The organism is Verrucomicrobiales bacterium (assembly GCA_016793885.1).
Taxonomy (GTDB): Bacteria; Verrucomicrobiota; Verrucomicrobiia; order Limisphaerales; family UBA11320; genus UBA11320.
On record JAEUHE010000035.1, the window covers coordinates 1 to 25,616 of the forward strand.

Below are 25,616 nucleotides of genomic sequence, written 5' to 3' on the forward strand. Positions count from 1 at the left end.
ATCCAATGGAGTTCAGAGTTCAGATCTCCTCCCATGTCCCACATCGCGTCCTTTGCGTCCTTTGCGTTTTAAAGTCCGGGCTCCCTCCCCCACGGCTGGAGTTTTCCTCCGTGTGGTCTGCGTGGTCCGCGGGCAACAACCTCTGTCTCCCTTCCCTCCGGAAAGCTTCGTGAGCTTCGTGCCTTTGTGAGAGGCAATCGGCCGTTCGCTTCGCGGTGTCCCCGCCACCTAAAACTTCACGGCGGTTCCGCTCGTGGTCACCATGAGCATGCCGTTCTGGGCACCGAGCACCTCGTAATCCAGGTCGATGCCCACCACGCCGTCAGCTCCCAGTTCCCGAGCCTGTCGTTCCATCTCTTCCATGGCAGCACGACGGGCGTCTCCCAACACCTTCTCGTAGGAACCCGAACGACCGCCCACGAAATCGCGGATCCCGGCAAAAATGTCCCGGAACACGTTGGCGCCAATAATCGCCTCACCAGTCACAATGCCCAAGTACTGGGTGACCGGTCGGCCTTCAATAGTCGGTGTCGTCGTTAATGTCATCACGAAGTCACAACCCACGCCCAACGCTGAAGGTTTCAAAAATCAGCAGCAGCTCGCCTCCTTGGTCGGAATGAAAATGTCGAGCCGTCGATTTTGGTGTAATGCCGGGGAGCGAATCTGTAGACACTCCATGTGGAAAGCTAGGTGGGTTCCATCACCCGGCCAATCCATCTCGAACCCATGAACCATCACCCAACCATCGGCCTGGCCTGGCGAGTCGCCGTCGCCCTACTGTTTGCAAGCCTCCTTCCTTCGAACGCGGCAGACCTGCCACCGTCAGGGACGAATCGCATCGACGGCTTCGTTCGCTTCACCAACGCCGACAGCGAAATCCGCGAACGCCTCGGCCCTCCCGGAAATGAAGGCATGTCCGACCTGGTCATCTTTGCCTACACCGAAGCGCCTCAGGCGTTGACGTCCACGAAATACTTCAGCAACACGGATCCGCTGAGCGAGCCCTACAGCCTGACCATCGCTGCCAACGATGTCCCACTCACCTACCAAGTCTATGCCGCACTCTCGCTCGACTCACAGACCGAGGAATACTGGACGTCACCCCGACCCAGCAGCCCGCTGATGAGCAATTCTCCTCCCGCAACGGTCGATCTCGACGAGTGCGTTGCCTTACTCGAAATCCGCTATGTCGACGCTGCGGGCACGCCAGTGGCCGCCCTCGGTGGTCGCGCCTTGGTCGTGGAAACCGGGCCGCCTTACTCCTGGCGCGCCCGCTATCTCTCCCAGCCGCCGGGACGAACCAGCAACTTTCTCGTGGTTCCCAGCGGGGTCGAACTGGAGGTGGCGGTGGAGGTCGATCTCGGCACTGACCTCTATCTCGACCGGATCACCTACTCCGAACGTCACGTGGTCACGTATGCGTGCGATGAGAAACCAGTGCTGACCATGACGCTCCCCGACACCGGTGCGTTAGGAAAACTGGTGGGCAACGTCAATATGGTGGGCGAAATCGAGCTACCCACCGATGGCTATGAAGAGCTGCTCGGGCGCCCCGTGGTCAAAGGCGCCGGTCCATCCGGCAACCAGCGCTATGCCAGCCTGAGTGCCGAATATCCGGGTCCCGACAGCACCCGAGCTTTTAGCCTGGAAAACCTCGTGCCCTCCGCCGTTGGCAAGAATTGGAACCTCTGGACTGAAATGCACCTTGGACAAGGCTATCGCTTTGAATCGTTCCGTTCCCCCGGCCTCGGGGAAGGAGAATCCAACGCAGGCGCAGTGGTGGATCCGGGAGCAACCACCGACATCGGTGATGCCTTTGTCATGACTCCAGCTTGGTTGACCGGAACCATCACACTGACCGGACCGCCCGAGCTGCCAGGCATCCAGTCGGGACTACGCGGACTGGTGCGTTCCTCCGACTACGACGCCGACACTGACAACATTCCCGATGCCGTCGGCGCGACCGGCATCAACGGCAGCTATGTGGTGGTCAAGGGGGTGGATGAACTGGCCCGCGGCTCGACTTACACCACCGCCGGAGGCCAAGCTGCTGCATCCTTCGAAGGTGCCTTCAACCCTCTGACGTCGACGTTCGAGGGAGACTACGAAGCCATCGTGGGCATGATTTATGATCAGCCAGGAATTTGGGCCATGGAGGGAATCAACCTTCGAATCGCTCACCCAGGCACCAACGGTGCTCCTTTCGTAGAACAGTTGCTCTACATCACGGAAGCCGATCCGTGGCGTGGCCTTCTGACACCCGGTGATCGTCAGGTTAATCCTCTGAACTACAACCTGGCGGAAGTCTGCCTGCGCATCCAATCGCCCGTGAAGTTCTACTATCCCCGGGTGATCAACAGCTACGGGGGCATCACCAATCTCGACTCTCACAACGTCTTCCGGTCTTACCAAGCAATCCTCAGCAATGCGTCGGGACAACCCTACTACGCCAGCGAAGCCACGAATGAAGCCGTGATCACCTTCTACGTGCCTGAAGGAAGCTACACGCTGCAGCCAGCGATCACGACTGTGGACCCCGATGGCAACGTGTCGGAAGTCGCGCTTCCGCATCTGGCAATTTCCGTGATCGCTGGCGAGCGCTACTGCCTGGTCGATTGTCTCACCCTCGCGATCACCCCGCCGATGTGCACCACCAACTTTGGATTCCTCGCTTCGGCTGAGGCGCAATCCTGTGATGGCACGCTGACCAACTTGAGTCTCACCGCCACTTCCCTTAAGGATCCAACCGTTCGGCTGGGCTATTCCGACATACGGATTTTGGTCGGATCCCGAACCAACCTCCAAACTGCCAACGGCCTCTTCCCCGAATTTGATGGATTCGACAAGAGCCTCTACGAGGATATTCTCTACACTGCGGTGGCTATGGATGCCAACGGCCGCACGGCGACGCGTCAAATCGTAGCCCACTATGACTTCACCGCTCCGACGATTGTCTGTCCCGCGGATATCGACGTCACTTCTCCCGATGGAGCGGGTGTGGTTGTGAATTTCGAAACTACGGCAACAGACGACCGTCCCGAACCAGTTCTCATCCGCTGCGATCCGCCCAGTGGCAGCGTGTTTCCGTTGGGAACCACGCTCGTGACCTGCTACGCCAGCGACCTCTGTCAGAACACCAACACGTGCAGCTTCCAAGTCACCGTGTCTCCACCCGGAGGCGAAACCTGTTTGCTGAGGATTGAGTCCGTCGACGGCTCTCCCACTCAACTGCAGATCACTTGGGATTGCACGGGGGTCCTGCAGTCGTCGCTCAGTGTGGATGGCCCCTGGACGGATGTAATAGATTCCGTGAGCCCGCATCTGGTGGATGCGACTGAGCCAGAACGGTACTACCGTGTGGTCGCCCCCACGCCTTGAACCGGGGATGACGACCTTCCGGATTGGGCTGCCGAAGCCTCGTGACCTCGTCTCCTACAAGATGAGGACTGTAGCAGCCGAGGTCACGAGGCCTCGGCTCGCAGGCTTCAACGGCTCATGCCCAAGCCGCCACGGCGATAAAACTTTAGCGTCTTCCTCATCCCCTCGAGCAGCGACGTCGTTTGCCAATCGGGGTAGAGCTCGGAAATGAATCGTGGTTGCGGAGGGGCGTGCGATGGGATCGTCCCTCCGCTCACCAAAATCCCTGCCCCCGCCTTCGGATCAATCTCCCGCAGCACCTCGATTATCTCCTCCACCGTAACGATCGGACCAGCCAGATCCACCACCGGGGCACCCCGAGGAGTCTCCAAGGCGCCGCGAACGAATGCCTCCGCCACGTCCTCCACGTAGTCGTATCCGACTCGACCCCGATATCCGATGGTGAACGGTTCGCCATGGGCCAACGCCCGAGCTGCCAACGAGGGCCCGGCGGTCAATCCCACATCGCGTTCCGGCCCGTAGGCGACTTGGGGACGGATGCCCACGGAGGCGATGTTGAAATGACGCCAATACTGCGCCGCGATGAGTTCCACCGACTTCTTGAACGCCCCGTAGAATGTCAGCGGCTGAAGCAACCCACCCGTCTCCCCCGAAGCATGATCCGGCTCATCGCCAAACACCGCCACGGAGCTTGCGTAGGAGAACCCAGCGATCCGGCCGGAGTGCTTTCGGATCGCCTCCAAAATCGCCATCGTACCCAAGATGTTTACCTGGCAGCCCTCCCAAGGATCGGATTGGCAAGCGGGCGTCAGGAGCGCGGCCAGATGAATGACGTGAGTGATGCCATGGGTGGCAAAGATGTGGTCCAGCCGACCGCGATCGAGCAATGACCCCTGCTCCAGCACCACGGGATCGGCGTCCTTACCGAGCACCCGGTCCCAGCGCGCCGGCCTGCTTCCCGGATCCAGAACCACGACCTTCAGTGATCGGTGCAGCGCTTCGCGTACCACCCAGGTGCCGATGAACCCGCATCCGCCCGTAATCAATACTGTGGATCTCACCCGATCTCCTTGGCTAGGGACGAACGCCATTCACCACGGTGGTCAACGCCTCACCACGAACCGCTGCCAGGGCAATGGTCGCAGCGGACTCGCGCAGCTTCTTCACGGCAGGCGTGCTGCACGACGCAATATGCGGAGCCAGAATCACATTCCCCAAGCTGCGCACCGGATGATCCACCGGGATCGGCTCCGGATCGAAGACATCCAGGGCTACCGCCCCCAGATGTCCGCTCTTTAAGGCTCGAGTCAATGCTTCGCTGTCGACCAGATCTCCTCGGCCGACGTTCACGAAGATCGCTCCGGGTCGGAGCAATGAAAACGTACGCTCGTTCATCAGCTGTCGCGTCTGCGCCATCGAGGGACAATGCAAGGTCAATACATCCGACGCCTGCAGCACTTCATCTAGCGTTCCCGCCCGCGCTCCCGCCTTCTCGATCTCCGAGGCTGGGACCATCGGATCGAACACCCGAACAGCGCACTTGAAGGCCAACAGCCGCCTCACCACCTCGCGGCCAATCCGGCCAAACCCGACGACCCCCACCGTGAGATCACGAAGAGCCTTCATGCCGGCGATCGGAGTCGCCAGACCCCACTGTCCCGCGCGCAAGTGCACCGCATGGCTGACCACCTGACGCGTGCAGGCCAGAATGAAGGCCAGAGTTTGGTCCGCGACTTCGTCGATGCAGTAGTCGGGGATATTGCAGACCGGGATGGAGCGGGCTTTGGCGGCGTCCAAGTCTACGTTGTCTACCCCGATCCCATAGCGAACGATCGCCTTGGCCTGCCGCATCTCTCCGATCACCGCCGCGTTGACCCGTGCGAACTGGGTGATGACGGCGTCGGCATAGCGGGACAGCTCGATGAGCTCGGCCTCAGTTTTGCATTGGTGTCCGATCAGTTCAACTCCCTGCGCGCGCAGCAGCTCTTGCTCAATCGAGAGGTCGGGGAAGGTCCAATCAGTGACGACGACAGTGGGAGTTTTCACGTGGTGGATGAAGGTGGGTTGATGGAATGGGGGCTAGTAGGCGGAGCGACCCGCTCCTGGGTGACAAAGCTGATTAGAATCCCGCCCAGCAAATAGCAGCCCGCCAGGAACAGCAGGCAGGTGCTCTCGCTGGCTTGATGGCCGCGCAGCCAGCCATTGATATGATTGCCCAGGTATCCGGCCAGGTTGGCACACATGTTGATGAAACCGATGGAAACCGCTGCTGCCGATGAGGTCAGAGTCAGCGTGGGCAAAGTCCAGAACGGCGAAGGCCAATAGTAAGCCGCGAGCCCAGTCAGGCAAAGCCAACCCATGATGAGCGGAAACGACTGGCCGGGTAGGGTGCTGCCAACCAGAAAGAAGGCAGTCGCCACCTGGCCGCCCACGCAATGCCACTTGTGCTGACCGCTGCGGTCCGACGACTGCCCCGAGACAAACACGCTCACCAGGCCACACGCGTAAAACAAGCAGCTATACCACAACGCCGACTGGTCGGATCCTCCCGAAAGGTTCTTCACCGTGGTTGGCAGCCAAAACGCCAGCGCATACCCGCCGGTGTTCGTTGCGAAGATCCCCAGGGCCAGCAGCCAGACATTGCGCAGACGAAGCGCCTGCCAAACCGTCGAGCGACCTTTCGCCTCTTTCACCCGGGCCTCTTCCGCCAATACCGCCTCCAGGTGATCTCGCTCCGCCGCCGTCAACCAGGCTGCATGACGGGGCCGGTCCGTCATGTAAAACAAGGTCACGAACCCCAGCACGACCGCGGGAAGCCCCTCGAGCAGAAACATCCACTTCCATCCGGCTAAGCCGAACCAGCTGACATCCAGCAGGAGCGCGGAGATGGGGGCGCCCAACGCCAGGCTGAAAGGAACCGCCATGACCAAACCCGAAAGTGCCCGCCCCCGATCCGCACTGGTGAACCAGTGGGTAAAATACACGATAATGCCTGGAAAGAAGCCAGCCTCCGCCACCCCGAGGACAAACCTCGCCACATAGAACTGCATGGGGGTCTCCACGAAGGCCGTCGCTGCGGAAACAAACCCCCACGAGATCAGAATTCGGGCGAACCACTTGCGGGCGCTCCAGCGCTCCACCAGCAGCGCCCCGGGAATCTCCAGCAACAAATACCCGATAAAGAAAATGCCGATGCCCAAGCCGAAAACCTCTTCCGAGAACTTCAGGTCACTGGCCATCCGCAGTTTGGCAAAGCCCACGTTGGCACGATCCAGGTAGGCGACGATATAGACCACAAAGACCAACGGGAGAACTCGCCAGGCGACTTTGCGTCGCAGCGCGGCCATGTCTATCGCTGTCTCGCTCACCGCTGGCCTTTCGGCCAGAGCTTAAAGCGCGTCCAATGTGGGCATAGGAGGGCCATGCAGGTTTTCAGTTGACGGTCTACCGTCGACTTTTAGGCTCTAGGCCATCCTAATGGCAAGCACCGTTCCTTGACCTGCGGATGTTCGGGCCTGATTTGAAGTCGGTGAGCATGGATCCCAGCTCCGCCGGGGGGACAAAAGCGGCAAAGGTCTGCCGCACTCCAAAACGTGAAGCAATATGGACTGCTGTAGCCCTCTACAGCTTTTCGGCACCGACGGAGTCGGAAATTCCTACCGGCTCGGAACCGCAGTCGAATAACCCGACCGGCTCCAGAGTCCATTTATTTATCTCTCATCGATGAACCTTTCTTTCATGACTGATCGCATCGTCGTCCCCATCGCCTTCCTCGCTTCCGCTTGGGTCGCCGTCGGCGCGGCCACGGACTCACCCAGCCTCCAAAAGCTAGACCAAGAATACGGTGCCGCCACCCATCCCATTCTCAAGCAGTTCTGTCTGGACTGCCATTCCACCGAGAAGCACAAGGGCGACCTCGATCTGGAGCGATTCAAGAGCTTCAACGACATTCTCAAGGATCCCAAGGTCTGGCAGGGAGTCATCGAGCAGATCTCTTTGAACGAGATGCCTCCCAAGGAAAAACCACAGCCCACCCCCGCTCAGCGAGAGCAGCTGCTCCGCTGGATCGGCGACGCATTGGATGAGGCGGCCAAGGCTCGGGCGGGGGATCCCGGACCGGTGGTGCTGCGTCGGCTCTCCAATGCCGAATACACCTACACGCTGCGCGATTTGACAGGGGTGAACTCTCTGGACCCAGCGAAGGAGTTTCCCGGCGACTCGGCCTCCGGCGAAGGGTTCATGAACGTCGGCAACTCCCTGGTGATGTCCCCCTCTCTGGTCACCAAATACCTGGATGCCGCCAAGGAGGTGGCTCGCCATGCGGTGCTGCTGCCCGACGGACTGCGATTCTCCCCCAGCACTTCCCAACGCGATTGGTCGGAGGAAGCCTTGGCGGCCATCCGCGCCTTTTATGCGCGGTTCTCGGATTCGGGGGGGGCCACCTCGGTCAACCTGCAGGGCATTCAATTCGACACGAACGCCGGTGGACGCCTGCCCTTGGAGAAGTATTTGCTCGCCACCTTGGCCGAGCGCGAGGCCCTGCGCAGTGGAAAGAAGACCCTGGCCCAAGTGGCAGCCGAACGGGGATTGGTAACGAAGTATCTCTCGCTGCTTTGGCAAGCGTTGGAGGGCACCGAAAGTTCCCTCCTGCTGGATGTCGTCCGCAGCCAGTGGAAAACCGGCGTCCCGGGCGATGCCGCTGCAATCACCAAGTCGATTGGGGAATGGCAGCAGGCGCTCTGGCGCTTTACCACTGTCGGCCATATTGGCAAGCGAGATGGTCCCAAAGCGTGGCAGATTCCGGTATCTCCGCTCTCCACCGGAAGGGAGATCCGACTCAAGCTGAACGCGCCAGCGGACCAAAAGGAGATCACCCTGTACCTCAGCACCTCCGATGCCGGCGATGGCAGCCAACACGACTACGCCGTCTGGGAAAACCCCCGGCTCTCGGTTCCAGGTCGCCCCGATCTCGCCTTGCGCGACCTGCGCGCAGCCACTCAAGTGCTGACTCGCGATCGCGAGCAGTTCTTCTCGAATGTTTCCCGCTGCCTGGCGGCGGCGGCCGATTGGGATGCGTCACCCAACAAGCTGCCCCTCGAGCAACAGGCGGCTAAGCATGGTGTCGATCCATCCCTGCTGGGGGCCTGGCTGGATGCGCTCGGAATCGGCAGCGCCGAGGCGACGATCGACAGCCATCTCAAATCCAAGATGGAGAGCGCCCAGGGTTACGACTTCATCAAAGGCTGGACCGGGGCGGATGCCCTCAGCGTGCTCGCCAACTCGTCCAGCCAACATGTGCGCGTTCCCGGCAACATGAAGCCGCACAGTGTAGTGGTCCATCCCTCTCCGAAACTTCGCGTCGCCGTGGGGTGGCGCAGCCCGGTGGCGGGCAAAGTCCACATCGAAGGACAGGTTCAACATGCTCATCCCGAGTGTGGCAACGGCGTGGCCTGGTCGCTCGAACTGCGACGTGGCCAAACCCGCCAACGCCTGGCCGTCGGCACGGCCCAAGGAGCCAAGGAAGTTAAGGTCGGTCCCATCGATGCCCTGCAGGTTCAACCTGGCGATCTGCTGTCCATGATCATCTCGCCGCGTGATGGCAATCATTCCTGCGACACGACGGCGGTTGACTTCACGATACGGGATGGGTCCAAAACCTGGGATCTGGGCCAGGAGGTGTCACCGAACATCCTCGCCGGAAATCCGCACTCGGACAGTCATGGTCATGATGCGGTCTGGCACTTCTACAGCGAGCCTGACAACGGCAAAGGGGCTGACTCCGTGCTGCCAACCGGCTCGCTGCTCGCCCGATGGCAGACGGCCCCCGACACCCTCACCAAAAACCAACTGGCTGCCGAAGTGCAAACTCTTCTGCAGAGCGGCGGAGCCGGCGTTGCGAAGGATTCGCCCGACAGCCAACTTTACCGCCAGCTGACCTCGCTCAGTGGCCCGCTGATCTCAGTGGCCCGCAAAGCCCTCATCACCCAGAATTCTGATCCCAGCCCGCTCACCGCGGGCTACGGACTTGATCCGAACCTGTTCGGAAAACATCCCACGGGTGGAACCCTCAAGCCGACCAGCCTCAGCGTAAAAGCTCCTTCGGTGCTGGAAGTTAAGCTGCCCGCCGATCTGGTGGCTGGATGCGAGTTCGTAGCGACCGGCACACTGGACCCGGTGGCGGGAATCGATGGCAGCGTCCAGATGCAAGCCTCTCTCACCAAACCCAGCCTGCGCGCCGGCCCGGCGGCCAGCTCCGCGAAGGAGCAAGGCGCCAAGAGCACCTGGTCGGAAGGCGATCGTCCGCTGGTCTTCGACTCCCCCATCTTGGTCGCCGAAGGCGGCCAGGCCAGAGAAAGGATCGAACGAGACTTCAGTTCGTTCCGCGACCTCTTCCCCATTGCGCTGTGCTACACCAAAATCGTGCCGGTGGATGAGGTGGTCACCCTGACCCTCTATTATCGGGAGGATGAAGCCTTGCGCCGTCTTCTGCTCGACGACCAGCAAGCGGCGGAACTGGATCGCCTGTGGGACGAGCTGCACTATGTCAGTCATGATGCCCTCAAGCTGGTCGATGCCTTCGAGCAGCTCTGGCAATTCGCCACCCAGGACGCTGATCCGAGCGCCTTCACACCCATGCGTGAGCCCATCCAGAAGCGGGCGGCCGAATTTAAAAAGCGGCTCGTCGAAACCGAGCCAAAACATCTCGAGGCGGTCGTCCGCTTCGCCGAATCAGCCTATCGCCGACCCCTGGCCGAAGCGGAGGGTCAAGAGCTGCGGGAGCTGTATGGAAAGCTCCGTCAGCAAGAGCTGCCCCACGATGAGGCCGTGCGCTTCACGCTGGCCCGCCTGCTCGTATCACCCGCCTTTCTCTATCGCACCGAGAAGCCAGGGCCCGGAACCGAGCCGGGTCCCGTCGGGAATGACGAGCTGGCGACGCGGTTGAGCTACTTTTTGTGGGCCTCGGCCCCGGATGCGACCCTACGCGAGGCGGCCGCCCGGAAGCGGCTGCAATCCCCCGAAGCGCTCGTCGCCGAAATGCGGCGCATGATAAAGGATCCGCGGGTGCGTCGGCTGGCCACCGAGTTCGCTTGCGCGTGGCTGCACGTGTATGACTTCGACCAATTGAGCGAGAAGAGCGAGCGGCACTTCCCCACCTTCAACGGGCTGCGGGGAGCCATGTACGAGGAGACGATTCGTTTCTTCACGGACCTGTTTCAGCGGGGAGGATCGGTCCTGGAAATCCTGGATGCTGATCACGCCTTTCTCAATGGTGAACTCGCGAAACATTACGGGGTTCCGGCCGACAAGTTTGGATCGGGCAGCGACTGGCGCCGGGTCGACGGCATGAAGGCGTACGCCCGGGGAGGTATTCTCGGACAAGCCACCACGCTGGCCAAGATGTCGGGCGCCTCCCGTACGAGCCCGATTCTGCGCGGGAACTGGGTTGCCGAGGTGCTGCTGGGCGACAAGCTACCCAAACCTCCCAAGAATGTGCCACAGCTACCCGAGGACGAAGCTACGGAGACACTGACCATGCGCCAGCTGACAGAAAAGCATAGCAGCGATCCGAAGTGCATCGGCTGTCACCGTCGCATCGATCCCTACGGCTACTCGTTGGAAGGCTTTGACACCATCGGCCGCCATCGCGACCGTGATCTCGGCGGCCGGGCGCTGGATACTTCCGTCAAAACCATGGAGGGTGCCGCCTTTGAAGGCGTGGAGGGACTCCGGTCCTACCTGCTGAACCAGCGTCGGGACGGGTTCCTTAAACAGTTTTGCCGCAAGCTCCTGGGCTATTCTCTCGGGCGCAGCGTGATGCTGTCGGACACCCCCTTGATCAATGAGATGCGGCAGCAGTTGAAGGCCAATGATTACCGCGTTAGCGCCGCGCTGGAAACGATCGTCAAGAGCCGGCAGTTCCGTGAAATCCGGGGTCGGGAAGCGGCTTATGAAGAGTGACAAATCCGCCGAATTCGCTATTATTGGGGTTAACCATCTATGAGCACACATTCCTTTTCACGACGGACCTTCCTTCGCGGCGTCGGCGTTACCATGGCGCTCCCCTGGATGGAATCCCTGACGGTCTGGGGCGACACTCCCACGCAGTCCAAGCCTTCTAGCGAAGCGCCGGTGCGACTCGCCGTGCTCTTCTCCGGGAATGGGTTTCATTCCAAGGAATGGTGGGCTCGGGGCGAAGGCAAACAGATGGAGCTCGGCAAGGTGCTGGCGCCGCTGCAGGACTTTCGCGAAAAGATGATTCTGGTCCGCGGCCTCTACAACGAGGAAGCGCTCAAGGGGAACATTCACAGTTCCCAGACGGGGAATCTGCTCTCCGGCGCGCCGCTCGCTTCCGGTGGTGAAATCCGTTCCGGAACCAGCATCGACCAGCTCCTGGCCCAGCGCTATGGGCACTCCACCAAGGTGCCCAGCCTCGTGCTGGGCTGCGAGAAGTCCAATCCCTCGGTGCATAAGAATTACTCGATGCTTTATAGCTCCCACATTTCCTGGAGCTCCCCCACCACTCCCACACCGCTGGAAGTGTACCCGGCCCTCGCGTTCGACCGCCTGTTCAAGGATGAGGTGAGCAAAGGCGACAAGAGCGTGCTCGATGCCGTAATCTCGGATGCCAAGGACCTGCGACGGCAGATCAGCGTCAACGACCAGCGCAAACTCGACGAGTATTTGGATTCCGTTCGCGACGTCGAACAACGTATCGAGAACGCCGGCAAGAAGGGCGAGCTGCAAGGCTGGCGCCCCACTCTCAGCGCTCCCAACATGGCTCGCCCGGCCGATGGTATTCCGCAGGACATCGGCGAGCACATGCGCTTGATGTGCGACATCATGGTTCTGGGTTTCCAGACCGACACGACTCGAATCTGCACCCTCAAGCTCAACAACGACCACAGCTCGTTGCGCTTCCCGAACTTGGGGGTTGATTACATGATTCACCATCTGCTGTCGCACTCCGACACTGCCGACTGGCTGAAGGTGAACCAGTTCTTTCTCCAGCAGCTGGGTTACATCGCGGGGAAACTCGACGCGATTCAAGAGGGCTCGCGTACAGCGCTGGATAACACCATGTTGATGTACTGCTCGTCCATGATGACCGGTGGGCACGACGCCACCCAGTTGCCCGTGGTTCTGTTGGGTGGGGCCGGCGGCCGGCTCAAAGGCGGCCGCGTTTTGGACTACAAAGAGAAGCCCGAGCGGCAGATGTGCCGATTGTATCTCTCCATGATGGACAAGATGAACGTCCGCCTGCCGAAGTTCGGCGACGCCACCAAGCCTCTGGAAGAGGTTTAAGGTGTGGTCGGAATCGGAGTCGTAAGCGATTTCAAACCCCATGGGCCGAGACGGCCCACGCTCCTTTCTAACGGACATTGATTTACAATGCCTTAGCACTCAAATCGGCTTGTAAAATCAGGTTTTGATGAGCCGTCAGCAAGAACAATTCGCTATTACTCGCTAGCCACTGAGACCAACTCCCGGACTGCGCTGTTGCTGGCAAAACCGCTGGCACATCTGAACGCAGGTGAGATACCTCCGGGTGGCTAACAGCATATGGTTCGATTCCAACAGTTAGCACAAGCCAGCCAACACCTGATCTCTAGCTGGCAGTCATTCTCGACTTGGCACTATCCACAAGATGTCACCTGCTTCTAACCGGGTTTCGAATAGTTCTCGCGCCGCTGGACCAGGATCACTTCGGTCGATGTATAAAGGGCCCTGAATTATCTTGAACCTCTTAAATACACGCACCTGAAAACGATTTAGTTTAGATCGTCCAATTCCATGCTGTGTCAGGATTCCCAAAACTGTGTTAGTGTTAATATTAGAGGAAAGTGTCACCTCACCTTGCATGGCGGAAAGCGTGGACATTATGTGAACGCTATTTTGCTTTATCCCCTTGATCACCTCTAAGTATGCACCACTTACGTCGCGCAAATCATTAATACGCTCTCTGAGGATTTGAGGAGCGAGGGCATTAACTGCGGCCACAGCATCATTGGAGGAGGGTGGATTTGCTCCGTCTCTTTCGGCCGCGGAAGACTCGGTGTAGAGCAAGGAGCAAAGCAGCGAATACAACACGATCTTTATTGCAGTGCGTTTTAACATGTGAATTGTTCGGCTTTTTGAGGTTTAATGGACCGTTGGAAACACTGGCACTTGTTCCCCATGATAATAGCTCCGTGGTGGAAGACCCAAATCCCAACGGATAGGGTTCTCGGTATAAAAAACGTTTTCTGGATCATCATAGTCTGGTGCGGCGTGCCCCAGTTCGTGCCCAATCAAGACAGCTGCGCCATCATCGCCGTCCGGTGGACTTTCCAACAACACATCCGTTTCACTTCTTTCCTCGGGCCCGAGCCCGTGCGGATTGTTCGCATTTAGCTGCACCGAACCGGGACATTCATCGCATAAAGTTCCTCCACCCGCGCTGCTGCCAGGCTTTATCGTGATTACCTTTCCAGGACACTTTCTTATCAGATTAGCTCCAGCGGGAGTTTGCAGTAATGCCATCAACGCTCTTCGCCAGCGCTCTATAAAATCCATAGAAGAATCAGCGTCAAACTGTATACTGAATAGATCCAACAAATCGATTTTATTGATGGGACTGTTTTTAAAGGATTGGTATAAATTATCACCTCCCTTAGGGCCGAGACGGCCCACACTACACTGTAGCGTCGTCCATGCTGGACGATTCCCCGGCCCCCCGAGCGCAGCGGGCTTAGACCTTCACCCTTTCCCTCCTCCCGACACCCCGTGGGCCGAGACGGCCCACACTACCTGTAGCGTCGTCCATGCTGGGCGATTCGCTTGCCCGGCGTCTCCACCCTTGACTCCAGCGTTCCTTCCTCCAAGACTTGAGGCGTACCCCAACGCAACGCTGCTGAGCAGCGACTGTGTTTTGCTCCCATTCAAATCAAGACCTCACAAACCTATGAAGAAGGCTACCTTCCTCCTCATGACGGCCGGTCTGTGTTCGCTCGCGAACCCAGCCGGAGCAGCCATCACCGATACACTAGTCGGCCATTGGCGTTTCGATGAAACAGGCGACAGCACGGCTAAAGACTCCTCGAGTAGCGCCAACGATGGCGCGGTGGGAAACGCGCTGGGCGACTCGCCCCTGTGGGGACCCGGCAAGATCGGCAATGCGCTGACCTTCCGCGGACCCATTGAAGGGAATGACTATGTGTCCGTGCCTAACTTTCCACGCTTTCTCTCCGTGTTCTCCGCGTCGGCCTGGGTGTGGGCTGACCCTCGGGATGGTACCTGGCCCCAAAGCACGATTCTCGAGAACGGCCTCGGCAGCGGCGGCCCGCTCGGCTTGGTCATCCGCAGCAAGAATCGGGATCAACAGTTCGGTCCCCTGGGCAATACCAGCTCCGACGGCGCGGGCCGTGTGGTCGTGAACGAAGCCGTTGGGTTCCCTACCGACAGCTGGCAACACGTCGGCGTGACCGCTGACGGCACAAAGATCCGTGTCTACCGCAACGGCATTGAGATAGCCTCGGCGGACTATGATGGAACCCTGCTCGAATCATCCGCCGCTGCCCTCGGCATCGGGGCGACCCTGGACGATTCCGGGGCACCGAACGGAGCCTATTGGCAGGGCAAAATCGACGACGTCGGGGTGTGGAGCGAGGCGCTCAGCGCCAGCCAAATGGCGGCGGTCTATAGTGCAGGCCTGACCGGCAAGGACCTCACGCAAGCCGATGGGTTCCTGAACCTGCCACCCACCATCGCCACCCAGCCGCAGGGCGTGACCCGCTTCGTCGGGGAATCCGTCTCGTTCTCGGTCAAAGCGGCCGGCAATGAGCCGCTCACGTACCAATGGATGCTCAACTCCAAACCGATCCCGGGAGCCACTGCGGCCACCTACACCATCGCCAGCGTGCGAAGTTCCGACGCTGGTCAATACATTGTCGTCGTCTCAAACCCGGGCGGTAACGTCGACAGCCTTCCCGCCAGCCTCACCGTAAACGCGGCCGGGCTCAATACCGGCCTCATCGGGTATTGGAAGTTTGATGAAACAACGGGCGACAGCGCAGCCGACTCCTCCTCAGGAAACCATGCCGGCACTCTAGGGAATTCCGCCGGCGATGATTCTCAATGGGTCGAAGGTCAAATCGGCGGCGCTCTGCAGTTGGGCGGGCCGTCCACGCGCCAATATGTGCTGGTGAACGACTACGCCAAACCGGCCTCGACCCTCACCGTCTCTGCCTGGGTTTTCGCCGATGCCTTGGGCAGCTGGGCGTCGTTTGTGAAGAACTGGGGTGGCTCGGATGCCGGCCAGTTTCACTTCGGCATCTTCGCAGACGGACAACATCAGAACATTTACATCAAGCAAACCGACGGAAAGACTCCGAACGTCAGCGACCCGGATCCATTCCCCATCGGCGAGTGGCAACACGTGGCGGTCGTGTGCGATGGCTCCAAGGTTAGGCTGTATCGCGGCGGGATCGAAGTCGCCTCCACCGATTACGACGGTACCTTGGTGATGCCCCCGATGAACTGCATCGGCATCGGCTCCAAGCTGAGCAATGATTGCAGTGGTGCCGACACCGGAGCCCCGGGATTCTGGCAAGGCAAGATGGACGACGTGGGGATCTGGAATCGTGGGCTGAGCCCGCAAGAGATTCAGGCCATCTTCAAGCGCGGCCAAGCCGGCAAAGCCTTGGATGACATCGTCATCACGGACGGTCTGATCGGATACTTCCCTCTCGACGAGACCACCGGGCTCACCGCCGCCGACTCCTCGCCGGACAATCACCCCGGCACCCTGGGCGGCTTCGGCGAAGACGACTCGCAATGGGTCGAGGGACGGATCGGCGGCTCGCTCCAGTTCGGCGGACCTTCTTCAAAGCAGTTCGTGCAGGTCGAAGATTATGCCAAACCGACCTCCACCCTGACCGTTTCCCTCTGGGCCTTTGCCGATCAGCTGGGCAGCTGGGCATCGTTTGTAAAAAACTGGGGCGGTTCCGATGCGGGCCAGTTTCACTTCGGGATTTTCGCCGACGGCCAGCATCAGAACATTTATATCAAGCAGGCCGACGGGAAGACACCCAACGTCAGTGATCCAGACCCGTTCCCGATCGGAGAATGGCAGCATGCTGCCGTTGTTTGCGACGGCTCGAAGGTCCGACTCTATCGCAACGGTATCGAGGTCGCGTCCACCGACTATGATGGCACGCTGGTCTTGCCGCCCATGAACTGCATCGGCATCGGAGCCAAACTCAACAACGGATGCACAGGAGCGGACACCGGAGCCCCCGGATTCTGGCACGGCAAGATGGACGATATCGGTATCTGGAATCGTGGGCTCTCACCGGCTGAGATCCAGGCCATCTACGAGGCCGGCCAAGCAGGTAGCCCACTGGTGCAAGCTGTCGTTGTGAGCCGCGCCCGGCTGGCATTCACCCGCGCCGCCAACGATTTGGTGCTGTCCTGGGCTCAAGCCGGCTATGTGCTCCAGGAGAATACCGACATCAGCAAAGCCGATGGCTGGACCGACACCCAAGGCGGTGGTGCCAGCCCGGTGACCGTGCCGATCGCGAACGCCGGTGGTAAATTCTACCGGCTACACAAACCCTGAGCACAAGCTCCTCGGTTAACTCCTCCTAGATCAAGAGGCGACCAGGTGAAACCCCTGGCCGCCTCTTTCATTTGTGGGCATTCCGCCCAGTGGGTGAAACCACCCTGAAGGTTCGGATGCTATTTTCGGAGGCGAAAGAATCGGCTGCCCGTGGTCGGGGCCAAGGACATCGAGCGAGTCTGACCGGAGGTGGTCACCGTCCCGGCTACGGGTTGCCAATCGGGACCGGACAGCGAGCCCGTGGCCTCCAGCACGAAGCCTTGTGCGGCGAGCGGCCACGAGACCACGAGCGATCCCTCCAAACGGACAATCTCAAGCGACGGGTTTTCGACCGACAGCACCGCGCCTTGATAGTGTCGCAGAACCAATTCTTCCGCCTTGGCGGCGACGGCCACGAAGCTAGTCAAACCGCTGAAGTCGTAGATCGCCAACTCGTCAATGCGTCCCTCGAACCCATCCCCCGCGGCAAATTGGGGTGCTGAAGTACCTACGACCAGCCGGGAGTCGAGGACAAGGGAGGAAGCAAAACCGGCCCGAACGCTCGAGCTGGTCTTCACCCCGTCGAGGAACACGTCCAAGCCGTCCCCCACGCCCGCAGCCCCGTTGCCGTAATACACGAAAGCGACGTGGTGCCACGCCGCGTCGGCCACCACGGGACCTGCACCCGACCGTGGACCCGCAAAGACTTCCAAGCCGTTCCGCGGTTGCGCCGCCCCTACATAATCGTAAAGGAAGGCTGGCTGATTGCCTCCGCCTCCCCCGAAGTTGATCAGATAGTCATTGCGCAACGTGGTCAGCGAGCCCTGGACCTGAACCCAAAACTCTACCATCCAAGGAGCGTTCAGTGATGCTGAGGAGGCGTTCAAATCCTGCGCCACAAAGTAGCTCGAGCCGTTGAAATTCGCCGCGCTACCCAAATCGAGCCCACTTCCCATCTCAGCATGGCTCACGCGATCCGCGCCCACGGAGATCAGGTCGTTGTCCACCAAACGATCGACCGACGGCTTGATCTGCTGCAGGGCATTGCCGTCGGCCTCATCGAAATTCCAATACAACAAGGGCGCATCCGCCTGAACAACTGCCCCATAATTCCCTGCTGGATTTGATGCGGCGGCGAAGTGGGTCGCGGCTAACGTTGTCGCCCTAGCCTCAACGGCAGCCTCGGTGGTCGACGAAGCGAAGTCGTAGATGGCCACCTCGTCCATCCGACCGGTAAATGCGTCAGCAACCACCGGCGACGAGCCCACAATGAACTGGCTGGAGAGGTTCAAGCTTTGACGGTACGTGTTGCGAAACGACTGATGGTCGCTCACGCCATCGACATACATCTCGAGCCGGTCGGAAACCCCATTGGTTTCGGTACCGTAAAAGACGACCAGGATGTGGTGCCAGCCCTCGTCGTTCACGGTGGACCCGGGAAGGGAGCGCCCCGCGTTGGCTCCGCAGCATTGGAAAAGCTCAAACTGCTCCGAGGCCCCATTTCCGACGTAGTCATAGATGAGGGCGGGCTCGTTGCCTCCGCTCTCTCCCATGCTGAGGACATACTCGTTCCGCAGGATGCCCTCGTTCTCGCCGAGGACTTGGATCCAGAACTCAATCGCATAGGGGGGCGGCAGCGAGTTGGTCGGAATGTTAAGATCGGCAGCACGCATGTAGGAAGCTCCATCCAACTCAATCGCATTCCCCAGCTTGAGTCCGCTGCTAATCAGATCGTGCCCCACTCGCGTCACATTCCCCCGCGGGATCAGATCGTTCTCCTCACCCGTGGTTTGACTGCCAGCCCCCCGGCCCGTTTGTTCCAAGGCCGGACCTTCCGCCTCGTCGAAGGTCCAATACACAAAGGGCCCATCCGCTTTGACGACATCCGCATAGGCGGCACCTCCCGCCGAGGCGGCGGTGAAGTGAGACGCAATTTGTTCGGCTTTGGAGGTGACCTCGGATTCATCGGTGAGGGATTCCAGATGATAAATCGCCAGCTCATCGATACGGCCTTCGAAGCTATCACCGCCAGCAAACTGCGGAGCGGAAGATCCCACCACAAACCGGCTGTCGACCGTCAGAGAAGCGCTGAAGCCACCACGAATTCCGCCGGCTGCCAAGGATCCGTCCACATAAATGTCCGCCCGGTCGGCGACTCCCGTGAGGCCGTCGCCATAATAGACGATCACGACATGATGCCAGAGCTCATCCGCTAGCTCGGGTCCCACATCCGTTCGCGGCCCCGCGAAGAGTTCCAGGCCGTTGTCAGGTGTGGCACTGCCCACATAGTCATACAGCACAGCGGGTTGATTCCCCGGTCCTCCCCCGAAATTGAGCAAGTAGTCATTTCTCCGACCCTCGTTGGCTCCCAGGACCTGGATCCAGAACTCGATGATATACGGTCCCGCCAGGAGGTTGGTTCCCGTCTGCAGAGAGCTTGCCATGAAGTAAGCGCTGCCGTTCAACCCCGCGGCATTTCCCAGCTTCAACCCGGAGCCGAGAATGTCGTGACTGACCCGCTCGGCACCGAACGGGACGAGATCGTTCGAGGTGAAGACGGTTGGAGGGGCAGTGTCGATCTGTTGCAGCGCGGGAGTGGTGGAAGCCTCGTCAAAGTTCCAATACAGGACCGGCTGATCCTGCTTGATCAGGTCGGAATAACGTGTGGCCGCCGGCAGCGCCGCGGCGAATGCCCACAGTAGCAGAGCTACCAGGGAGAGAGGTTGGGTGGTGAGAGTCGTTGGTTTCATAAGGTGAATACTCTGAAAGATGGTCCGCAAATTATGATACCCACGAAACGATCTCAAGTGACGCATCTGCGTCATGCGGGCCGCCTTTACTTATGCGCGAAGGCCTCTAGTCTTAGCCAAGACTTGTGTTATGCGAACCCTGCGTTGCATCCTCTGCGCTATCGTCTCACGCTTTTCGCTCCGCTTTCCAGATTCCCAGTCAACCTGTCTCGCCCTGCTCGGGATCTTCGCACTTTTGCCCCTTCCATCCCCCGCGCAGGACATAGTGATCAGCGAAGTCATGGCGGAGAACCGGCACGGCCTCATCGATGGATCAGGTCTCAGACAGGATTGGCTGGAGCTGGAAAATCGGTCGGGTACCGATTTGAACCTGACCGGCTGGCATTTGACCGACGACCCTCGACAGTTGGACAAATGGACCTTTCCGCCTCGCACGCTGCGGGCCAAGGAGCGGCTCGTTGTCTTTGCATCGGGCCGGAACCAGACGGACGCAGCCGGACATTTACACACCAACTTTCGCCTGAGCAGCTCCGGCGAATACCTCGCCCTGACACGGCCCGATCGCAGCATCGCGAGCGAGTTTAGCCCCAGTTTTCCGGAGCAGTTGCCGGATGTTGCATTCGGGCTCGGCCCGACTGTCTCCACTCGAACCGTGGTATCCGCTGGCTCGTCGGCCCTGGCACTCGTGCACGCCCAAGGCGTCCTACCCCCGGATTGGACACAACCAAACTACGATGCCTCCGCCTGGAATGCCAACCTGGCCCGCGCCGGCAGCGGACAGATCGTCATCAGCGAACTGGCGTTGGATTCGCCTCGCTTCGTGGAGATCCAGAATGTCTCAGCCGCATCGGTAAACTTGGAAGGATGGCGCCTGATCATCAACGAGTCCGCCACGGGAGATATCGACGAAGTCTCTACGTCCCGCTGGATTCTCTCGGGTGTCTTGGCTCCGGGCGGTACGGACTATCGCGGCGACTTTCCTGTCCCGCGAGCCTGGGGCGCTCCGCTGGGATGGTCCTCGGAGGGTCCGGGCTGGGTCATGCTCCTAGGCCCGGAGCATCAGGTAGTGGATTTTGTGAGCTGGGGATACTCGACAGCACAGCTCCAGGCGTTCGGGATTCTCATCGAAGGACAGCCGATTGGGGGAGGACGTCTGGTGGACTCATTCGACTACCGCGACAGCGCCGGGCTGACGTCGGTTTGGACGGGCCCAGTCCTGGGCGGGCTCCGGGCCACCAACATCACCTTCGGAATCACCGAAGGCGAACTCCAAATCCGGGATATTAGGGACGCATCGGCTTCGAGCGGCACGGCAATGACGGTCTTCACACGAATGCTTCCCACGCCTCTCACCGGGGACTTCAGAGCGACCTTGTCGTTCAGCTGGGATTGCCCCGATCCAGGGTTCTTGGGTGGGCTCTTTCTAGAAGCCTGGCGCACCGGAGGCATTCTCGCGTCGGGCGGTTGGCAGGATGACAACGCCGCCGGTCCGGCCGGATTTGGTTTTCGCTATGGTCAAATTGGGGGGCGCAGCACGTTTGTCTCCGCCACCGGTTCTTCCGATCCCAACCTGAGCCCCGAAACCATGACGGGAGCCCAGGCCTCGAGCCATCGAGGAAACACTCTCGCGAGCAGCGGAGCCCTGTCGATCCTGACTGCAAGCGCCACCCCGGCCAAAGGCAGTGCCATTCTCGAGCTTTCCCGAAGGGGCCGGATTTCCCGAGTTCGTTGGATGGAGCCGGACCGTGTCTGGGACCTGGTGGAACTCCAAAACTCGAATACCAATCCCCTCACCTCCCTCCGAATAGCAGCCAATCACTGGCGCTATCAAGGCGCTCCTTTCCCAGTCCTCTCGATCGATGAGGTCATTGTGGAATCGGACGCGCGCGGAGCCAGCGTGCCGTGGAAGGGCCCGTCGCTCGCTCACTCCTTGGCCAATTCAGGGTTGAGCTGGCAACGAGTGGGTGATCGCGACCAAGACGGCGCCGAGGATTTCGTCGCTCAGGTTCGCAGCCCTGGCTCGCTCAATCAGAACCTTCAATCCAAGTTCGCAGTTCCACCGGTCCGCCTCCCCTTGGGATACGACCGGAGCCTGGGCGGCGCGCCTGCACCCGGCACTGATGTCGAACCAGCCCTGTGGAATCGCAATGCTTCACTGCTGGTGCGCATCCCTTTTGAAGTGACCGAGGACGGTATGCTCGCCTCGCTCCTCAAGGTGACCCACGATGCCGGATTCGTGGCCTATATCAACGGCCGCGAGATGGCGCGTCAAAATGCCCCAGACTTACTGAATTGGAACTCCACCGCCAGCGGCCCGGCGGAGATGTCCCGCGGACTTCTTTCGTTTGAGTCGGACCTCTTTGGCCAACAGCTGGCTCTGCCCAAAGGGACGAATGTTCTCGCCATTCATGTTTTGAACGAGACCGCTCGCGATAGCACTCTCTGGATCTCGGCCGAACTGGAAGTGGCTCGGCCTACCGGAGGTGCAAGCGCGCTCCGATACCTGCCCTACCCCACCCCGGGTAGTCCCAACTCGGTCGGGTCACCCGGTGTGTCCGCTGAACCTTCGACCTCGATTCCGAGCGGCGCCTACCAGGATCCCCTGAGCGTCGCCCTCTCCATACCGGCTGACGGTGAGATCCGCTACACGCTCGATGGATCCGCCCCAACCCCGCGCTCTGCTCTGTACCGTCAACCACTCCTCATCACCGACACCACGCTGCTTCGGGCACGCACCTTTACGCCCGGATTGCTTCCCAGCCGGGGAATCGAACGTACGTATGTCTTTGTCGATTCCTCCATGGATTCACGGGAATCGAATGTGCCCTTGCTTCTCCTCTCGACCGGTGGCCGTCAGATTGCCGGCACCGCAGATGCCCAGCTCACTCGTATCCATGCGGTAGGCATCGACGTGCAGGGAACCAACCGCGCCACCTGGCGCAGCTCTCCCGATTTCATCGGCCGTGCTGGACTGCGCGTCCGGGGGTCGAGCTCCGCCAACTGGCCCAAGCAAAGTTACGCCTTCGAGACCCAAAACGCCGATGGAGAGGATGAATCCGTGGCGCTCTTCGGCCTGCCGGCGGATAGCGACTGGGTGCTCCACGCCTCTTACCTGGACCGCACCCTGCTCCGGGATTCACTTGCCTATGAACTCAGCCGGCAAATCGGACGCTATGCGGCCCGCACACGCCCCGTTGAAGTGTATCTCAACACCAACGGAAGGAAGGTTTCTGCGGCCGACTACCTGGGCGTCTACCTCCTAGTGGAGAGGATCAAGCGCAGCGAGGAGCGCATCCCTCTCCAGGAACTAGGCCCCCTCGACAATCAGGAACCCGAAGTGACCGGTGGCTATCTGGTGAAGAAGGATCGTCTGGATCCCGGGGACAATGGATTCCTCACACTCAGGGCCGACCGACTGGGCTTTGTCGATCCGGAAGAGAGCGCGCTGTCGGGAGCTCAACGAGCGTGGATCAGCAACTATTTCCGACAGTTTGAGACGGTCTTGTACTCCGCCGCCTACACCAACGCCGAAACCGGCTATGCCCAGTTCATCGATGTCGATGCTTGGATCGACCATCACCTCTTGATCGAAATGACGTTCAACATCGACGGGTTCTACCTCAGCACGCACCTCCAAAAGGAAAGGGGAGGCAAGCTGGTGATCGGGCCAGTTTGGGATTTCGATCGCTCGATGGGCAACACCACGCAAATCGGTGCGGACAAGCCGACTGGCTGGTATGTAGATGCCTTGAACGGATTCTTTGGTGTGGGCTCGACATTCTATCCCTGGTGGCCGCGTCTTTTCCAAGACCCCGCCTTCAAACAACGCTCGATCGACCGCTGGCAACAATTGCGCCACGGGCCCTTTGCCGACACCAACATCATCGCTTGGATCGATCGGCTGGCCCAGGAGCGCCTCGAGGCTCAAGAGCGAAACTTTGCGAAATGGCCGGTGCTAGCCCAGCCACTCGATGTCAGCCCGTTGGGCTTTCCAACCTATGCCCAACATGTCGCGCACCTCAAAAGTTGGATGGCCGCCCGGTTGGCTTGGATCGACAGCCAGTTTCTGCCCCTACCCCGGTTCGGCGCTGCCCGCCCTGATCCGGAGGGACGGATCACCGTTCGTCTCGATGTTCCAAATCTTCCCAGCCTGGACTCTTCCCTCCAGCTCTACTACACCACCAATGGCCTGGATCCACGATCTCCTGCCGGTGGCATCGAAGTCTCAGCGGTGGCCGCCCCCGCTCCGCCGTCAACGCCCGTGGTGCTGCCAGAGGCGCCACTGCGTTTTCTCATACCGACGACGACCAACGGCGGCAGCCTGCTTGGAACCAATTGGGTATGGCCTGGCTTTGACGATCAGAATTGGACGTCCGGAACGACCGGGGCGGGATACGATCGTCTGGGCGTCTTCACACCCTTGATCCGAACCGATCTCAATGCCCAAATGTTCGGCGTCAATCGGAGCGCCTTCCTTCGCATCCCCTTTTCGGTTCCGTCTCCGATTCCCGCCGGACAGCTGTTCCTGCGGATGAAATACGATGACGGTTACGTTGCTTTTCTTAACGGTGGGAGAGTCTCGCTGCGATCCGCGCCCGCCACGGTAAATTGGAATTCCGGTGCCTCAGCGAATCGGCCGAAATCAGCTGCTACCGTGTATGAGGACACCAACCTGGGCTCCGCCGAAAGTTGGCTGCGCCCGGGCGAAAACCTCCTGGCCGTTCAAGGCCTGAACGACGCTGCCACCAGCACTGAGTTTCTGATACTTCCCGAACTCGGCATTGCCGCCGGACCCCAAAGCGTGATCACGTTCGAGGGTCCGACACGTTTGATGGCCAGAACCTACCAGTCCGGGCGATGGAGCGGGTTGGCGGAAATCGCGCTGGGCTTCGCGGTGCCGCGACTACGCATCACCGAGGTCATGTATCACCCCGCCAATCCTCCTTCCGGTTCCCCCTACCTCGAGGAGGATTTCGAGTTCATCGAGATTCAAAACGCGACCGAAGTCTGTCTGCCGCTGCGCGACGTTCGGGTTACCGGCGGAATTGATTTCACCTTTTCAAGCCGGGAGACCTACCTGGCACCGGGGGAATACGTGGTGCTGGCAAAGAATCGTACCGCCTTCGTCTCCCGCTACGGCGACTTGAAACTGCGCATGGCGAGTGGGTTTGAAGGCAAGCTCTCCAATGGCAGTGACAGCCTGACGTTACAGGACTCCACCGGCATCGTCCGGCACTCATTCACTTATGACGATGCCTGGCAGCCAACCACTGATGGCGGGGGCTACTCCCTGACGCTCCAGGATCCGTTCGCCGATCGGGTTGAGTGGTCCGATCCCAAGTATTGGAAGGCGAGTTCTTCCCGCGGAGGATCGCCGGGGCGGGATGATTCTGGAATCCTCCCTACCTGGGATGCGGACCGAGACACGCTTCCCGACCGCTGGGAGCAGGACTTCCTGGGCGGCTCGGTCGCTGAGGAGGACGACTCTGATGGTGATGGTTTCTCCAACCTGCACGAATATATCGTGGGGACCGATCCTGCGGATCCCGGTGAGCGCTTCCGGATCACCGTCGAGGCGGACCAGGGGATCGTGTGGGTCCACATCCCAACTCGACTCGCGAGCTCCAGATACCATCCCGGTCTCGTGCGCTTCTATGCCTTGGAAGAGCGTCAGGATCTTGAGGAATCGCAGTCCTCGTGGATGATCTCGTCGCAAATGGCGAAACAGCCGGCCACCGGAGGAATTCTCCAGCTCCAGATTCCCGGAGGGCTTGCTTCCAGTCGGTTTTTTCGCGCTCGGGTATGGCTGGACTGCCCGAATCCCTAGCGAAGTGTCTCACCCGATCGATTGACGTGAATGCGTCACTAGGATCGAGGCAGTGATCGACTACAGTGAATCCGCGTGCTGAAAC

The 25,616-nt window shown here is 60.1% G+C and carries 11 protein-coding genes; 5 read left to right on the forward strand and 6 right to left on the reverse strand.

Translation table 11 applies throughout. The annotated features are described in order from the left end of the window. Positions 1 to 228 precede the first annotated feature (228 nt). Positions 229 to 546: a heavy metal-binding domain-containing protein gene (locus JNN07_04560; protein ID MBL9166992.1), complete on the reverse strand. Its 318-nt coding sequence runs from the start codon at positions 544 to 546 to the stop codon at positions 229 to 231. 180 nt (positions 547 to 726) lie between these two features. Here JNN07_04560 and JNN07_04565 point away from each other — a divergent pair, with 180 nt between their 5' ends. Further along, positions 727 to 3,378: an HYR domain-containing protein gene (locus tag JNN07_04565; protein ID MBL9166993.1), complete on the forward strand. Its 2,652-nt coding sequence runs from the start codon at positions 727 to 729 to the stop codon at positions 3,376 to 3,378. A 107-nt stretch (positions 3,379 to 3,485) separates the two neighbouring features. Here JNN07_04565 and JNN07_04570 read toward each other — a convergent pair whose 3' ends face one another. From JNN07_04570 to JNN07_04580, 3 genes are read right to left on the reverse strand one after another with little or no spacing between them, the layout of a single operon-like run. After that, a complete protein-coding gene (locus JNN07_04570) occupies positions 3,486 to 4,439 on the reverse strand; it encodes an NAD(P)-dependent oxidoreductase (GenBank protein ID MBL9166994.1) in 954 nt (317 codons plus the stop codon). Between the two features lie 13 nt (positions 4,440 to 4,452). Then, positions 4,453 to 5,424 carry a C-terminal binding protein gene (locus JNN07_04575; protein ID MBL9166995.1) on the reverse strand — a complete coding sequence of 324 codons (972 nt, stop codon included), beginning with the start codon at positions 5,422 to 5,424 and terminating at the stop codon, positions 4,453 to 4,455. Further along, positions 5,421 to 6,746 (reverse strand): MFS transporter, encoded by a 1,326-nt coding sequence (locus JNN07_04580; GenBank protein MBL9166996.1) that lies wholly within the window; start codon positions 6,744 to 6,746, stop codon positions 5,421 to 5,423. Before JNN07_04580 ends, JNN07_04575 begins: the two co-directional genes overlap by 4 nt. Positions 6,747 to 7,116: 370 nt before the next feature. Here JNN07_04580 and JNN07_04585 point away from each other — a divergent pair, with 370 nt between their 5' ends. Next, positions 7,117 to 11,337: a DUF1592 domain-containing protein gene (locus JNN07_04585; GenBank protein ID MBL9166997.1), complete on the forward strand. Its 4,221-nt coding sequence runs from the start codon at positions 7,117 to 7,119 to the stop codon at positions 11,335 to 11,337. A gap of 39 nt (positions 11,338 to 11,376) precedes the next feature. After that, positions 11,377 to 12,681: a DUF1552 domain-containing protein gene (locus JNN07_04590; GenBank protein ID MBL9166998.1), complete on the forward strand. Its 1,305-nt coding sequence runs from the start codon at positions 11,377 to 11,379 to the stop codon at positions 12,679 to 12,681. Between the two features lie 315 nt (positions 12,682 to 12,996). Here the strand turns inward: JNN07_04590 and JNN07_04595 are convergent, their stop codons facing one another. Then, a complete protein-coding gene (locus JNN07_04595) occupies positions 12,997 to 13,494 on the reverse strand; it encodes a hypothetical protein (GenBank protein ID MBL9166999.1) in 498 nt (165 codons plus the stop codon). A gap of 826 nt (positions 13,495 to 14,320) precedes the next feature. On the opposite strand from JNN07_04595, the gene JNN07_04600 reads away from it, so the two are divergent. Continuing rightward, the gene (locus JNN07_04600; GenBank protein MBL9167000.1) at positions 14,321 to 16,975 is read left to right on the forward strand and encodes an immunoglobulin domain-containing protein; all 2,655 of its coding nucleotides are present in this window, start codon (positions 14,321 to 14,323) and stop codon (positions 16,973 to 16,975) included. 119 nt (positions 16,976 to 17,094) lie between these two features. Here JNN07_04600 and JNN07_04605 read toward each other — a convergent pair whose 3' ends face one another. Continuing rightward, positions 17,095 to 19,704, reverse strand: a complete 2,610-nt coding sequence (locus JNN07_04605; protein MBL9167001.1) for a hypothetical protein — start codon at positions 19,702 to 19,704, stop codon at positions 17,095 to 17,097. A 130-nt stretch (positions 19,705 to 19,834) separates the two neighbouring features. Here JNN07_04605 and JNN07_04610 point away from each other — a divergent pair, with 130 nt between their 5' ends. After that, positions 19,835 to 25,531 carry a CotH kinase family protein gene (locus JNN07_04610; GenBank protein ID MBL9167002.1) on the forward strand — a complete coding sequence of 1,899 codons (5,697 nt, stop codon included), beginning with the start codon at positions 19,835 to 19,837 and terminating at the stop codon, positions 25,529 to 25,531. The last annotated feature ends 85 nt before the right edge of the window (positions 25,532 to 25,616 follow it).

Bases quoted from the DNA above. Each gene is read 5' to 3' on its own strand.
- JNN07_04560 (MBL9166992.1), bottom strand. From the start codon at position 546: ATGACATTAACGACGACACCGACTATTGAAGGCCGACCGGTCACCCAG.
- JNN07_04565 (MBL9166993.1), top strand. From the start codon at position 727: ATGAACCATCACCCAACCATCGGCCTGGCCTGGCGAGTCGCCGTCGCC.
- JNN07_04585 (MBL9166997.1), top strand. From the start codon at position 7,117: ATGACTGATCGCATCGTCGTCCCCATCGCCTTCCTCGCTTCCGCTTGG.
- JNN07_04590 (MBL9166998.1), top strand. From the start codon at position 11,377: ATGAGCACACATTCCTTTTCACGACGGACCTTCCTTCGCGGCGTCGGC.
- JNN07_04595 (MBL9166999.1), bottom strand. From the start codon at position 13,494: ATGTTAAAACGCACTGCAATAAAGATCGTGTTGTATTCGCTGCTTTGC.
- JNN07_04600 (MBL9167000.1), top strand. From the start codon at position 14,321: ATGAAGAAGGCTACCTTCCTCCTCATGACGGCCGGTCTGTGTTCGCTC.
- JNN07_04605 (MBL9167001.1), bottom strand. From the start codon at position 19,704: ATGAAACCAACGACTCTCACCACCCAACCTCTCTCCCTGGTAGCTCTG.
- JNN07_04610 (MBL9167002.1), top strand. From the start codon at position 19,835: ATGCGAACCCTGCGTTGCATCCTCTGCGCTATCGTCTCACGCTTTTCG.